This is a genomic window from Aliigemmobacter aestuarii (genome assembly GCF_004799285.1).
GTDB classification, from domain to species: domain Bacteria; phylum Pseudomonadota; class Alphaproteobacteria; order Rhodobacterales; family Rhodobacteraceae; genus Aliigemmobacter; species Aliigemmobacter aestuarii.
Genome location: NZ_SSND01000002.1, coordinates 251,459 through 265,982, shown reverse-complemented (window position 1 = coordinate 265,982; position 14,524 = coordinate 251,459). Strand labels below are relative to the sequence as shown.

Genomic DNA, 14,524 nt, shown 5'->3' with positions numbered 1-14,524 from the left:
CATGACCGGCCCGACCGTCCTGACCGTGATCCTGAACTGGCGCACGCCCGAGATGACGATCCGGGCGGCCGAGGCGGCGCTTGTGGCGATGGAGAGGATCAAAGGCGCGCTGGTGATCGTCGACAACGATTCCGGTGACGGATCGTTCGAACGGATCACGGCAGAGGTGAGCGCGCGCGGATGGCCGGATGGCCCGCATCAGGTGCGCGTCGTCCAGTCGGGGCGCAACGGAGGCTTCGGCGCGGGCAACAATTTCGGCATCCGTCAGGGCCTGCCAGACGGGCGCGCGCCGGATTACGTCTATATCCTGAATTCCGATGCCTTCCCCGCGCCGGATGCGATCCTTGCGCTGCTGGATCATCTGGAACGCCACCCGGCCACGGGTTTCGCCGGAAGCTACATCCACGGCACGGACGGCGCGCCGCATCGCACGGCCTTCCGGTTTCCGACCATCGCCTCGGAACTGGAAGGCGCGGCGCGGTTCGGCCCGATCAGCCGCATCCTGAAAAACCGGATCGTTGCGCAGCCCATTCCGGAACAGACCGGGCGGGTCGACTGGCTGGCCGGGGCCAGCCTGATGATGCGGCAGTCCGTGCTGGACCGGATCGGCCTGTTTGATGAAACCTTTTTTCTTTATTTCGAGGAAACCGACCTGTGCCGCCGGGCCGCGCTGGCGGGATGGCCCACCGATTATGTCGTGCAAAGCCGCGTGGCCCATATCGGTTCGGCCTCTACGGGCATGAAGACCTGGACCCGGATCCCTGCCTTCTGGCTGGACAGCCGTCGCCATTATTTCACCAAGAACCACGGCTACGCCTATTTCGCGCTCGCAACGCTGGCGCATGTGGTTGGGGGGCTTCTGTGGCGCGCGCGGCTTGTGGTGCAGCGCAAGGACCGGGGCGATCCGCCGCATTTCCTGCGCGACCTGATCCGTCATTCACTGCGGCCAGCGCGTCAGGGACCGTCCGCCGCTGCCCGGACCGGCGCGGCGATCGAAGGAACCCGCCCCGCCGGATAGGGGCATGTCCGCCTCTCGACCGGGGCGGAAGGAGTGTGTGATGAACCCGTTTTCTGTTCTGCTGATCGGCAACGAAAGCCTGACCATCCAGTGCGGCGAAACCCTGATCGCCCGCGGCCACCGGATTGCCGCCGTGGTCACGCGCAACGCGGACGTCCGGACATGGGCGCAGGGCCACGGCCTGCGGGCCGAGACGCAGGACAAGGGCCATGCCGTACGGATCGCGGACCTGTCCTTTGACTGGTTGCTGTCGGTCGCCAACCTGTCGCTGATCCCCGATGCGGTTCTGGCGCGGGCGGCGCGCGGAGCGGTCAATTTCCATGATGGCCCCTTGCCTGCCTATGCCGGGTTGAACGCGCCGGTCTGGGCGATCCTGAACGGAGAGGCGCGCCATGGGATCACCTGGCATCTGATCACGCCGGGCGTGGACGAAGGCGACATCCTGGAACAGCGCCTGTTCGACATCGCGCCGGGCGACACGGCGCTGACGCTGAACACCCGCTGCTACGAGGCCGCGATCGAAAGCTTTCCTTCGCTGATGGACCAGCTGGAAAGCGGCACCTTGCGCCGCCAGCCCCAGGATTTCAGCCGCCGCAGCCTTTACGCCCGCGCCGACCGGCCGCGCGGCGCCGGGCGGCTGGATTTCGCGCAACCCGCCGAGGCGGTGCTGCGAATGGTCCGTGCGTTGGATCATGGCAGGTATTTCAACCCGCTGACCTGCCCCAAGATCGTCGCGGGCGACCGGGTACTGCTGGTGGCCGGGGCCGAGATGGCCGAGGGGCAGGGCGCCGCCGGCACCGTTCTGGACGCGCGCGAGGATGGGCTGACGGTGGCCTGCGGCACGGGGGCGCTGCGCCTGACGGTGCTGACCTGCCAGCGCGGCCTGCCGGTCTGTCCGAAATCGCTGGGGGTGGCGCGGCTGGCGCTTCCGTCGGCGGATGATCTTGACCTCTGGACAGGGGCGCTGGCCGCGGTCGCCCCGCAGGAAGGCGCGCTGCGCAAGGCGCTGGCCGCACTTGACCCGGTGGACGTCGCAGCACGACCCGCCGCCGATGGCAGCGACTGGCAGCGGCTGGTGCTTGACCTGCCGTTGACGGGCACGCCCGCGCTGGCCCGTCTGGCGATCGGCGCGTTGCGCATCGCGGGGCGCGAGGCGGGCGATATGGCCCTGTCGAAGGGGCCTGCCGCCGTGCCGATCCTGTCGCCCTGGGTGCCCCTGCATCTGGCCCCGGCCGGAACGCTGGGGGCCGACGGCGCCGCCGTGGCCGCCGCGATCGAGGCCGCCGCCCCCGGTTTCGCATGGGACATCCGCGCGCGCGATGCCGCGCTTTCGGCGGTCGAGTGCCCGCCTGTGGGCCTGTCGCTGACCGATGCGCCGGTGCCCGGAACCGTGCTGACGCTGACGCCCGGCGCCCTGCACTTCGACGCCAGCCGCCTGCCCGCGGACGAGGCGCAGGCGATGGCCGCGCGGCTGGCGGTCATTGCCGCAGCCTCTGGCGATCTGGCCAGCGCGACCGCCCCGATCCTGCCCGAGGCCGAACGCGCGCGGGTTCTGTCGGAATGGAACCAGACGGCGAAGGACCACGACCGCGCGCTTTGCGTGCATCAGGCCTTCGAGGCGCAGGCGGCACGCACGCCCGATGCGGTGGCCGTGGTCTTTGAAGGCGAAAGCCTGACCTACGGCCAACTGAACGCACGGGCCAATCGCGCCGCCCATGTGCTGATCGGGATGGGGGTGCGGCCCGGCACGCTTGTCGGCCTGCATTGCCGCCGGTCGATTGACATGATCGTGGGGGCGCTTGCGATCCAGAAGGCGGGTGGGGCCTATGTGCCGATGGACCCGGCCTATCCGGCCGACCGCATCGCGCTTTATGTCGAGGACAGCGCCTGCCCGGTGATCGTCACGCAATCGCCGCTGGTGCCGGGGTTGCCCGCGCACGGGGCGCAGGTCCTGACGCTCGACCATGACGGGCGTCTGGCGGATGCGCCGGTGACGAACCCCGACAGCGGGGTTTCCGCCGCGGATCTGGCCTATGTGATCTATACCTCGGGGTCCACCGGGCGACCGAAGGGCGTGATGGTGGAACACCGGAACGTGGCCAACTTCTTTGCCGGGATGGATGACCGGATCGACCATGCCGCGGGCGGCGTCTGGCTGGCCGTCACCTCGCTGTCCTTTGACATCTCGGTCCTGGAACTGTTCTGGACGCTGGCGCGCGGCTTCAAGGTCGTGCTGTCGGGCGAGGAAAGCCGCGCGCTTGTCTCGGCCGGGCGGATCGCCAGCGACCGGCAGATGGAATTCTCGATTTACTACTGGGGCAATGACGACGGGGCGGGGCCGAAAAAATACGAACTGCTTCTGGAAGGGGCGAAGTTCGCCGATACCCACGGGTTCTGCGCCGTCTGGACGCCCGAGAGGCATTTCCATGCCTTTGGCGGACCCTATCCCAACCCTTCGGTGACCGGCGCCGCCGTTGCGGCGGTGACGAAGAACATCGCCGTGCGCGCCGGGTCTTGCGTGGTGCCGCTGCATCATCCGGCCCGCGTCGCCGAGGAATGGGCGGTCATCGACAACCTGACGAACGGTCGGGCGGGGCTGGCCGTGGCGTCGGGCTGGCATCCCGATGATTTCGTGCTGCGGCCCGAGAACACGCCACCCGCAAACCGCGATGCGATGTTCGCCGCGACCGAACAGATCCGCCGCCTGTGGCGTGGCGAAAAGGTGGATTTCCCCACCGCGAACGGGGGAGCCTTCGGCGTGGTCACGCAGCCGCGCCCGGTGTCGTCGGAATTGCCGATCTGGATCACGACGGCGGGCAATCCCGCGACTTGGCGCGAAGCCGGCGAGATGGGTGCGCATGTGCTGACCCACCTTCTGGGGCAGTCGATCGAGGAAGTGTCCGAAAAGATCGCCATCTACCATCAGGCGCTGCGCGGCGCCGGGTATGATCCGGCGGCGTTCAAGGTGACGCTGATGCTGCATACCTATGTGGCGCGCGACCGCGACCTGGCGCGTCGCGTGGCGGAAGGGCCGATGAAATCCTACCTTGCGTCGGCAGCGGGTCTGGTCAAGCAGTACGCTTGGGCCTTCCCGGCATTCAAAAAGCCGCAAGGCGTTGAAAAGCCGATGGATATCGACCTGCGTACCCTGTCGGACGAGGAAAACGCGGCGATCCTCGATTTCGCCTTCCATCGGTATTTCGAGGATTCGGGCCTGTTCGGCACGGTCGAGGATGCGCTGGCACGGGTCGAACAGCTGAAACGGATCGGCGTGTCCGAGGTGGCCTGCCTGATCGACTATGGCATCGCGCCCGAAACCGTGATGGAGGGGCTTTATCCGCTGGCCGAGGTGGTGCGTCGCGCCAATGCGGGCGCCGGGCCGCAGGATGGAGACTGGTCCATCGCGGCGCAGATCATCCGCCATGGGGTGACGCATCTGCAATGCACGCCCTCGATGGCCCGGATGATTGCGATGAACGAAGACAGCCGGCACGCGCTTTCGCAGGTCCGGCACCTGATGATCGGGGGCGAGGCACTGCCCGGCGGGCTGGTGGCCGATCTGCGCCGGGCAACGCAGGCCACGATCACCAACATGTATGGCCCGACCGAAACGACGATCTGGTCGACCACGGAACGGATCGGCGCCGTGCCCGAGGCCATCGCCAACATCGGCGCGCCGATCGCCAACACGCAGGTTCATGTGCTGGATGCGGCCATGCAGCCGGTGCCCGTGGGCACGTCGGGCGAGTTGTGGATCGGTGGCGAGGGCGTGGCGCGCGGCTACTGGCAGCGGCCGGACCTGACGGCGGAACGCTTTGTCGCGAACCCCTTCGGCGAGGGTCGGATCTATCGCACCGGCGATCTGGTGCGGTGGCGTCAGGACGGGCGGATCGATTTCATCGGCCGCGCTGACCATCAGGTGAAGCTGCGCGGCTACCGGATCGAGATGGGCGAGATCGAGGCCGCGCTGGAGGCCCAGCCGGGTGTGACGCAGGCGGTGGTTCTGGTGCGCGAGGATACGCCCGGCGACCGGCGGCTGGTGGCCTACGTCACCGGGTCGGCGGGCGAGACGGCGCTGCGTGCGGCCCTTGCTGCCGAATTGCCCGAACACATGCTGCCGCAGCATTTCGTCCGGCTGGATGCTTTCCCGCTGACACCGAACCGCAAGGTCGACCGCAAGGCGCTGTCGCCGCCGTCGAAGGCGGCGGCGCCGCAGGCCGCGACCGATTTCGTAGCCGCCGTCTCGGATATCGAGACGCGGATCGCCGCAATCTGGAGCCGGGTTCTCGGCGTCTCGAAGGTGGGGGCGAAGGACAATTTCTTTGCCCTCGGCGGACACAGCCTTCTGGCTGTGCAGGCGCATCGCGAGCTGAGGCAGGATCTGGGCGCGACGAAACTGTCGATCACCGACATCTTCCGCTTCCCGGTGCTGTCGCAGCTTGCGGCCTATCTGGACGATGCCCCGCGTCCGGCGCCGGTGCAGGCCGTGCCCGTTGCCGCAACCGGGCCGGTCGCGGCCGTCGGCGGGCTTGGCGACCGCGCCGATGCAAGGGCTGAGGCGATGGCGCGCAGGCGGGCCCTGCGTGCGGGCAAGGTCGATGCCTGACCTGGCTGCGCTGGCCGGGACAGCCCGCGCGCTGCTGCCGCCGGGTGTCGCGGTTCGGGCGGCCGACCCGCGCGCCCCCGCGCCGCCGCTGCTGCAGGGCGAAACGCCGGGTGGTCGGGCGGTTGACAGGCGGCTGCGGGAATTCGCGGCCGGGCGGGCGGCGGCACGGGCGGCGATGGTGGCCCTCGGCCTGCCCGAGGTCCCCTTGCCGATGGGCGCGCACCGCGCGCCGCACTGGCCCGCCGGGGTGGTGGGCAGCATCACCCACAGCGATACCGCCTGCCTTGCCGCCGTGGCCCGGACGGACAGTATCTGGGGGATCGGGATCGACCTTGAACCGCAGGGCAGGCTTGACCCCGATTTGTGGGACACGGTCCTGCGCCCCGAGGAACGGATGGACCTGCCGCGCGAGGGCGCGGGGTTTCAGGCGCTTCTGGTCTTTTCCGCGAAAGAGGCCGCCTACAAGGCCCAGCATCCGCTGACCCGGACGCTGATCGACTTTCACGCGTTGCGCGTGCGGCTGGCGCCGGCGACCTTCACAGCCGAATGGCAGATCGACCTTGGCCCGTTCCGCAAGGGCGCGGTCATGGAGGGCCGCCACGCGCTGGCCGAAGATCACCTGCTGACGGCCCTGGTGCTGTGACCGGCCTCAGGTCCAGGTGACATCGCCCAGAAAGATGTAACCCGCACCATAGATCGTCTTGATCAGTGTGGGGTTCTTCGGGTCTTCGCCCAGTTTCGTGCGCAGCCGCGAGATGCGCACATCCATCGCCCGGTCAAAGCTTTCCCCCGCCGCGCCGCCTAGGGATTCCTGCATCTGCGCGCGGCTGATCAGACGCTTGGGGCTTTCCAGGAACAGCCGCAGCACTTCGCCCTCGGCATGGGAAAAGGGCACCTCGGTGCCATCTTCCGCGACCAGCAGATAACGGTCGAAATGCGCGGTCCAGCCGTTGAACCGCGCGGTCTGGTGCCCGCCGCGTTCGGCATCGCCCCGGCCCTTGCGCAGGCGCGCGCGCACGCGGGCGACCACCTCGGTCGGGTCGAAGGGCTTGATGATGTAGTCATCGGCCCCCAGTTCCAGCCCCGTCACCCTGTCCTGCACCTGCGCCCGGCCCGAAATGATGATGATCGAGGCGCCCGATTCCAGCGCCAGGCGATGCACCAGCGCCAGCCCGTCCCGGTCGGGCAGGCCCAGATCGACCAGACAGACATCGGGCGTCATCCGTTTCAGCGCCGCCTCGAATTCGGTTGCCCGCCCGAACGAGGTCGTGCGGAACCCCGCCTCTTCCAGCGCATCGGCCAGCATCCTGCGGATCTCGGGTTCGTCGTCGAGGATCGCGACATGGGGTTGGGTCGATGCAGGCGGAATGGGTCGGGTCATGCAGGCTCCATCGCCAGGACGGCGGCCAGCGCCTCGGCGCCGAAAGGCTTGGCCAGAACGGGAAAGCGGGCGGCGGCGCGGGATCGCAGCGGATCGGCGGGGGGCAGGGATGTCATCACCGCCACCCGCAGGCCGGGGTGCGCATCGGCCAGCCGTTCGGCCAGATCAACACCCGAAAGCTGCCCCGGCAGGTTGATGTCGGTCAGCACGATCCCGATCCCCGGCAGATCGGCAAGGGCCTGCGCCTCGTCCGTGCTGGCGGCTTCAAGAACGGTGTGGCCAAGGGCGCGCAACATCTCGCGCGTGTTCTCGCGGATGTCGGGATTGTCCTCGACCAGCAGGACAAGGGCGGGTTCGGCGCGCGTCTCGACCCGCCGCAGCGGCAGGCGCAGGGTGACACGGGCGCCGCCTTCGGGGCGGTTCATCAGCCGGACCGTGCCGCCCTGAAGCTTGATCTGGTCATAGACCATCGACAGGCCCAGCCCCGAACCCTCGCCCCCCTTGGTCGTGAAGAACGGGTCAAGCCCGCGTTCCAGCGCCACGTCGGTGAAACCGGGGCCGTCATCCTCGACCGCGAATTCAAGCCAGGTGTCGCGCACGGCCCGCGCCGTCAGGCGGATCGTGCCTGCCCCCTTCGCCGCCATCGCATCGCGCGCGTTCAGGATCAGGTTGACCAGCGCATCCTGAAGCCCTCCCGCATCCAGAAGGACCGGCCCCGCCGGCAGGTCCGACCGGATGTCGAGTCCGATGCCCGGCGGGATCGTCGGGGTGGCAAGCGTGCCCAGATCCCGCAGGAAAGCGGGCAGGTCCGTCGCCACTGGGCGCAGCTCGCGCCGGCCCGAAATGCTGGCGATCCGATCCAGAAGGGTGCCGCCGCGCCGCGCGGCGGCCAGCGTGGCACGCACCAGTTCGGCGGCGCTTTCGGGAAGCGGTTCCTTTTCCAGCCGACTTTGCAGGCCCAGGATGATGGTCAACAGATTGGCGAAATCATGCGCCAACCCGCTTGTGAGCTGTGCGGCCAGTTCGCGCTTGCGCGTCTGGGTCAGGGCCGAACGCGCCTGGGTTTCCTCGGTCACGTCCATCGACAGGATGTAGACGCCGTTGATCGGCCCGTCGCCAACGCGGTCTGGGGTGAAGGCGGCGCGGATGCGTCTGCCGCTGTCTTCGTCGTTGAATTCGAAGACGCTGGGTTCGCCGTCCAGCGCCTGCGCCAGATACGGGGCGATGCGGGCAAAGTTCGCCTCGCCCAGGGCCTCGCGCCCGGAAAGCCCGATGATGCCGGAGGGCCGGCCCGGAAGGACCGAGGACAGGCGGCGGTTCGAATAGGTATAGCGCAGGTCGCGGCCCACATGGGCGATGTGGGCGGGCATCATTTCGGTCGTCAGGCGCGTCCGCGCCTCCATCTCGGTCAGTTCGCGCTTGGCTTCCTGAAGCGCGGCGTTGGTGGCGGCCAGTTCGCGGTTGGCCATGGCCAGCCGTTCGCTGTTGGCGATCACCTCGCCCGAGAGTTCCTCGGACCGCGCCCGAAGCAGGCCCTCCTGCAGCTTGATTTCGGTGATGTCGGTATAGACCGTCACCCACCCGCCCTGTGGCAGGGGCGAGCCTTCGACCGAAATCCAGCGTCCGCCGGGGCGCGGGCGTTCCATGTAATGCGGCTGGAAGGCGCGGGCCGCGTCCACGCGCGCCTTCACCGCGCTTTCGAAATCGTCGACCGGGCCGTATTCGCCCCGGTCCACCAGATGGCGGATGATGTCCTCGAACGAGGCGCCGGTCTGCATCAGCGCGGGCGGAAGATCGAACATCTCCTGAAACCGGCGGTTCCACACCGCGAGGCGCAGATCGCTGTCGAAGATCGACAGCGCCTGCTGGATCAGGTTCAGGCCGGCGCGCATGAGGCCGGTGTGGGCATCCTCTGTCAGCGGCATCGAGGCTCCTCTCGCATCCCTTGGCTAGCATCGGCGGGGCTTTGGCGAAAAGGGGCAATCGCTGCCTGTTACAATTCGAAAGGATTGCGAAAAAATCCCGCAACCATTGGGCGACACCCCTAAGGTTGTTCCAAGGCGCGGCGAACGAAGAATCGCGCCCGGACACGGTGCAGAGGCACCGAGGGAGGACATGGATGGTGGCGAACGAGGCCCTGAACTCGATCCCGGCGCTGCTGGCGCGGAACGTGCGCCTGCATGGCGACCTGCCCGCGTATCGCGAAAAGGAATTCGGGATCTGGCAAAGCTGGACCTGGAAAGAGGCCGCGGCCGAAATCCGGGCGACGGCGCTCGGATTTCTGGCGCTCGGTCTGGAACGCGGGGACCATGTGGCGATCATCGGCCGCAACCGTCCGGCGCTTTACTGGTCGATGGTGGCGGCGCAGATGTGCGGCGCAATCCCCGTGCCGCTTTACCAGGACGCGGTGGCCGAAGAGATGGCCTATGTCCTTGACCACTGCGGCGCGCGCTTTGTCGTCTGCGGCGACCAGGAACAGGTCGACAAGGTGATCGAGGTTCAGGACCGCATCCACCACATCGAACAGGTGGTATATGTCGACAAGCGCGGGATGCGCAAATACGACCACACGCATATGAATGCGCTGGCCGATGTGGTGGCCGAAGGGAAGGCGGGGCATTACCGGTTCGACGCCGAACTGGAAAAGCGCATCGCCGAGCTGGACTACGACAGCACCTGCGTGATGCTTTACACCTCGGGGACGACCGGCAAACCCAAGGGTGTGGTGCTGTCGAACCGCAACATCATCGAAACCTCGAAGAATTCCTGCGAGTTCGACCGCCTGAAGGCCGGGGACGAGGTTCTGGCCTATCTGCCGATGGCCTGGGTGGGCGATTTCATCTTTTCGATGGGGCAGGCGATGTGGGCGGGGTTCTGCGTGAACTGCCCCGAAAGCGCCACGACGATGATGACCGACCTGCGCGAGATCGGGCCGACGTATTTCTTCGCCCCGCCCCGCGTCTTCGAGGGGCAGCTGACCAATGTGATGATCCGGATGGAGGATGCGGGACGGTTCAAGAAATGGCTGTTTCACCGCTATATGGCTGTGGCGCGGCGCGTGGGACCGGCGATTCTGGACGGCACGCAGGTTTCGGCAGGCGACCGGTTTGCCTATGCGCTTGGCAACCTTTTCGTCTATGGCCCGCTGAAGAACAGCCTTGGCTTTTCGCGGATCCGCGTGGGCTATACCGCGGGCGAGGCGATCGGGCCCGAGATCTTTGACTTCTACCGTTCGCTGGGGATCAACCTGAAGCAGCTTTACGGCCAGACCGAGGCCAGCGTCTTCATCACCCAGCAGCCCGACGGGCAGGTGCGTTCGGACACGGTGGGCGTGCCCTCGCCCGGTGTCGAGGTGCGCATCGCCGAGAGCGGCGAGGTGTTCTATCGCAGCCCCGGCACCTTCGTGGAGTATTTCAAGAACCCAGAAAGCACGGCATCGACCAAGGACGCCGAGGGCTGGGTTGCGACCGGCGACGCGGGGTTCTTCGAAGAGGGCACCGGCCACCTGCGGATCATCGACCGCGCCAAGGACGTGGGAAAGATGGCCGATGGCCGCCTGTTCGCGCCGAAATACGTGGAAAACAAGCTGAAGTTCTATCCCTCGATCCTCGAGGCGGTGGTCTTCGGCAATGGCCGCACGATGTGCACCGCCTTCATCAACATCGACCTTACTGCCGTGGGCAACTGGGCCGAACGGAACAACATCGCCTATTCCAGCTACCAGGAACTGGCAGGCCACCCGCAGGTCTATCAGATGATCAAGGCGCATGTCGAAGAGGTGAACCGCTCGGTCGCCGCCGACCCGATGCTGTCGGGCTGCCAGATCCACCGCTTCCTGATCCTGCACAAGGAACTGGACGCCGACGACGGCGAGATGACGCGGACCCGAAAGGTTCGCCGCCGGGTCATCGAAGAGAAGTTCGCCGACCTGATCGACGCGCTCTATGCGGGCAAGGACAGCGTCTATACCGAAACCGAAGTGACCTACGAGGATGGTCGCAAGGGCAGCATCAAGGCCACCCTCAGGCTTGAGGATGCCGCCGTGGCGGGCGGCGCGGCGGAAAGGATGGCGGCGGAATGAACCTTCAGGACACCCCTCAGGACAACCCCATGACGGCTGAAGGCTACACCACCCCGGACGGTCGAAAGATCGGCGGTGTGCTGATGGAGATGAGGAACATCACCCTGCGCTTCGGTGGGGTGAAGGCGATCACCGACATCAGTTTCGACATCCGCGAGGGCGAGATCCGCGCGATCATCGGCCCGAACGGCGCGGGCAAGTCATCCATGCTGAACGTGATTTCGGGCTTCTATGTCCCGCAGGAGGGCGAGGTCTGGTTCCGAGGCAGGAAACGCCCGCCGATGAAACCCTATCAGGTCGCCCGGCAGGGCATCGCCCGCACCTTCCAGAACATCGCCCTTTTCGAAGGGATGAGCGTGCTGGACAACATCATGACCGGCCGGCTGACCCTGATGAAATCGGGCATTCTGCAACAGGCGATGTGGTGGGGCCGCGCCGAACGCGAGGAAACCGAACACCGCGAGAAGGTTGAGAAGATCATCGACTTTCTCGAAATCCAGCACATCCGCAAGACGCCCGTGGGCCGTCTTCCCTATGGTCTGAAAAAGCGGGTGGAACTGGCCCGCGCGCTGGCGGCCGAACCCAGGCTTCTGCTTCTGGACGAACCCATGGCGGGCATGAACGTCGAGGAGAAAGAGGACATGAGCCGCTTCATCCTCGACGTGAACGACGAATTCGGCACCACCATCGCCCTGATCGAACATGACATGGGCGTGGTGATGGACCTGTCCGACCGTGTGGTCGTGATGGATTACGGCAAGAAGATCGGCGACGGCACACCCGACGAGGTGCGCAACAACCAGGCCGTGATCGACGCCTATCTGGGGGTGGCCCATGACTGACGCGGCGCGCCTGCCTTCCCTTTCCGCGAACATGGGGGCCCTGTGATGCCCGATACATTCTTCTATGCGCTGGAAGTGTCGCTGAACGGCCTCATGGCCGGGGTGATGTATTCGCTGGTGGCGCTTGGCTTCGTGCTGATCTTCAAGGCCAGCGGCATCTTCAACTATGCGCAAGGCGTTCTGGCGCTTTTCGCCGCGCTGACGCTCGTCGGGTTGCAGAACGGGCAGGTGCCCTTTGCGCATCTGATCAACGCGGTGTTCGGCACGTCGATTCACGGCTTCGGCTGGCAGTTGCCGGGCATCATCGCGATCCTGCTGACGGCGCTGGTCATGGTCGGCCTCGCCATCCTGATCGAACGCTACATCCTCAAGCATCTGGTGAACCAGGAACCGATCATCCTGTTCATGGCCACGATCGGCCTTGCCTATTTCCTGGAAGGCCTGGGCGACGTCATGTGGGGGGCCGACATCAAGAAGCTGGATGTCGGGCTGCCGCAGGGGATTTCGGACGCGATCGAAAGCACGACCTACGAATGGTTCGGCTACGGCTTCTTCATCGACCGGCTCGATATGGTGGCGGCGGTCGTTGCGGCGCTTCTGGTGGCCAGCCTCACGCTGTTTTCGCAATACACCAAGTATGGCCGCGCCCTGCGCGCGGTGGCCGATGACCATCAGGCGGCGCTGTCGGTGGGCATCAGCCTGCGCTTTATCTGGGTGCTGGTGTGGTCCATCGCGGGCTTTGTCGCGCTGGTTGCCGGCATCATGTGGGGGTCGAAATCGGGCGTGCAGTTCAGCCTGTCGCTGATTGCGCTGAAGGCGCTGCCGGTCCTGATGCTGGGCGGCTTCACCTCGATCCCCGGTGCGATCGTGGGCGGACTCATCATCGGCATGGGCGAAAAGCTGTTCGAATTCTTCATCGGGCCCCTGGTGGGCGGCGCGACCGAAAACTGGTTTGCCTATGTGCTGGCGCTTCTGTTCCTCGTCTTCCGGCCGCAGGGCCTGTTCGGCGAGAAGATCATCGAGAGGGTGTGACGATGCAGCCGTTTCCCGCCCAAGAAATTCCGGATTGTGAATACATGTTGACTCGCGGACAAATCGTGCAGTCTACTCTGCGACATTACGGCGCAGGGAGAGGCGCCGTCTGGGAGGAGACAGGGAATGAAGAAATTCTGTGCCATCGCCTGCACTCTGGGCTTTTCGGCCTTCTGGGTGTTCGGCGGTCTTGCCGTGATCAGTCTGGTTCAGGGGCATCCGGTCAGCGCGCTTGTGCTGGTGCTGTGCGGGCTGGGGCTTGCAGTGGGCATCGTGATGCGGCGCCGCGTCGTGCAGATGACGCAGGACGTGCCCGTGGGCCGTCGCGTGGCAAAGCAGGAAACCGCCGCCGCCTGACGGCCGGGGCAGGGATTTTCACCGAAGGGGCGTGGTCTGCCGCAAGGCAGGCCGCGCCCCTCATCATTCCGGGTCCTGTGGTCCTGGTGTCCGCCATGGGGGGAGAGGTCTGATGTTCTACCGCGAGGCAGGCGATTTCAAGACGTCCTACAGGGATGACAGCCAGACCTTCCCGATCCGGTTCGACCGGCTGCGCTATTACGCGGTGCTGGTGGTGGCCTTCGGGATCATTCCCTTTGTCATCAACGATTACTGGGCGAACGCGGTGTTCGTGCCCTTCCTGATCTACGCGATCGCGGCGATCGGGCTGAATATCCTGACCGGATATTGCGGGCAGGTCAGCCTTGGCACGGGCGGTTTCATGGCGGTCGGCGCCTATGCCGTCTACAAGCTGATGACAGCCTTCCCCGAGGTGTCGATCCTGATCCATGTGCTGCTGGCAGGGGGTGTCACGGCGGGCGTGGGCGTGCTGTTCGGCCTGCCGTCCTTGCGGATCAAGGGGTTCTACCTGGCGGTGGCGACGCTGGCGGCGCAGTTCTTCCTTGTCTGGCTCTTCAACAAGGTGCCGTGGTTCTACAACTATTCTGCCTCGGGCCAGATCACCGCGCCGGAACGCACGATTCTGGGTGTGGCGGTGACCGGCGCCAACACGCCCGCCTGGGCCAAGTACCTGTTCTGCGCGGTGATCCTGTTCGCGCTGGCCTGGCTTGCGCGGAACCTGACGCGCGGCACGGTCGGGCGCAAGTGGATGGCGATCCGCGACATGGACATCGCAGCCGAGATCATCGGCGTGAACCCCCTGACGACCAAGCTTTCGGCTTTTGCCGTGTCGTCCTTTTTCATCGGCGTGGCCGGGGCGCTGTTCTTTGCCGTCTATCTTGGCGCCGCCGAAGTGGGCGAGGCCTTTGGCATCAACAAGAGCTTCCTTGTCCTGTTCATGATCATCATCGGCGGGCTCGGGTCGATCTTCGGCAGTTTTGCCGGCGCGGCCTTCCTGGTCCTGCTGCCCGTGTTCCTGAAGAACGTGCTGGTCGGCGTGCTGGGATGGCCCACCGACCTTGCCGCCCATATCGAGCTGATGATCGTGGGCGGGCTGATCATCACCTTCCTGATCGCCGAGCCGCACGGCCTGAACCAGCTTTGGCGTGTCGCGAAAGAGAAACTCCGGCTTTGGCCCTTCCCGCACTAGCGGCGGGCCGCCCAACCA

At 66.3% G+C, this 14,524-nt stretch carries 10 protein-coding genes; 8 read left to right on the top strand and 2 right to left on the bottom strand.

The features are described from left to right. The first annotated feature begins 1 nt into the window (after nucleotide 1). The 3 genes from E7811_RS10125 to E7811_RS10115 are packed head-to-tail and all read left to right on the top strand — an operon-like array spanning nucleotide 2 to nucleotide 6,267. Nucleotides 2–1,018 carry a glycosyltransferase family 2 protein gene (locus E7811_RS10125; protein WP_136394518.1) on the top strand — a complete coding sequence of 339 codons (1,017 nt, stop codon included), beginning with the start codon at nucleotides 2–4 and terminating at the stop codon, nucleotides 1,016–1,018. A 40-nt stretch (nucleotides 1,019–1,058) separates the two neighbouring features. After that, nucleotides 1,059–5,624: a MupA/Atu3671 family FMN-dependent luciferase-like monooxygenase gene (locus tag E7811_RS10120; protein WP_136394517.1), complete on the top strand. Its 4,566-nt coding sequence runs from the start codon at nucleotides 1,059–1,061 to the stop codon at nucleotides 5,622–5,624. Further along, nucleotides 5,617–6,267, top strand: coding sequence for a 4'-phosphopantetheinyl transferase family protein (locus E7811_RS10115; protein ID WP_136394516.1), 651 nt, complete (start codon nucleotides 5,617–5,619; stop codon nucleotides 6,265–6,267). The genes E7811_RS10120 and E7811_RS10115 overlap by 8 nt, the downstream gene beginning before the upstream one ends. Nucleotides 6,268–6,273: 6 nt before the next feature. Here the strand turns inward: E7811_RS10115 and E7811_RS10110 are convergent, their stop codons facing one another. Then, complete coding sequence (locus E7811_RS10110) at nucleotides 6,274–7,005, bottom strand: response regulator transcription factor (protein WP_136394515.1); 732 nt, start codon at nucleotides 7,003–7,005, stop codon at nucleotides 6,274–6,276. After that, complete coding sequence (locus tag E7811_RS10105; RefSeq protein ID WP_136394514.1) at nucleotides 7,002–8,930, bottom strand: PAS-domain containing protein; 1,929 nt, start codon at nucleotides 8,928–8,930, stop codon at nucleotides 7,002–7,004. Before E7811_RS10105 ends, E7811_RS10110 begins: the two co-directional genes overlap by 4 nt. Before the next feature lie 194 nt (nucleotides 8,931–9,124). Here E7811_RS10105 and E7811_RS10100 point away from each other — a divergent pair, with 194 nt between their 5' ends. From E7811_RS10100 to E7811_RS10080, 5 genes are all read left to right on the top strand, one after another. After that, nucleotides 9,125–11,086 carry a long-chain fatty acid--CoA ligase gene (locus tag E7811_RS10100; protein ID WP_136394513.1) on the top strand — a complete coding sequence of 654 codons (1,962 nt, stop codon included), beginning with the start codon at nucleotides 9,125–9,127 and terminating at the stop codon, nucleotides 11,084–11,086. Then, nucleotides 11,083–11,928: an ABC transporter ATP-binding protein gene (locus E7811_RS10095; RefSeq protein WP_394345616.1), complete on the top strand. Its 846-nt coding sequence runs from the start codon at nucleotides 11,083–11,085 to the stop codon at nucleotides 11,926–11,928. Before E7811_RS10100 ends, E7811_RS10095 begins: the two co-directional genes overlap by 4 nt. Nucleotides 11,929–11,973: 45 nt before the next feature. Then, nucleotides 11,974–12,960, top strand: coding sequence for a branched-chain amino acid ABC transporter permease (locus E7811_RS10090; protein ID WP_168732987.1), 987 nt, complete (start codon nucleotides 11,974–11,976; stop codon nucleotides 12,958–12,960). A 126-nt stretch (nucleotides 12,961–13,086) separates the two neighbouring features. After that, nucleotides 13,087–13,317: a hypothetical protein gene (locus E7811_RS10085; protein ID WP_136394511.1), complete on the top strand. Its 231-nt coding sequence runs from the start codon at nucleotides 13,087–13,089 to the stop codon at nucleotides 13,315–13,317. Between the two features lie 112 nt (nucleotides 13,318–13,429). Beyond that, nucleotides 13,430–14,506, top strand: a complete 1,077-nt coding sequence (locus E7811_RS10080; protein ID WP_136394510.1) for a branched-chain amino acid ABC transporter permease — start codon at nucleotides 13,430–13,432, stop codon at nucleotides 14,504–14,506. Nucleotides 14,507–14,524: the final 18 nt, after the last annotated feature.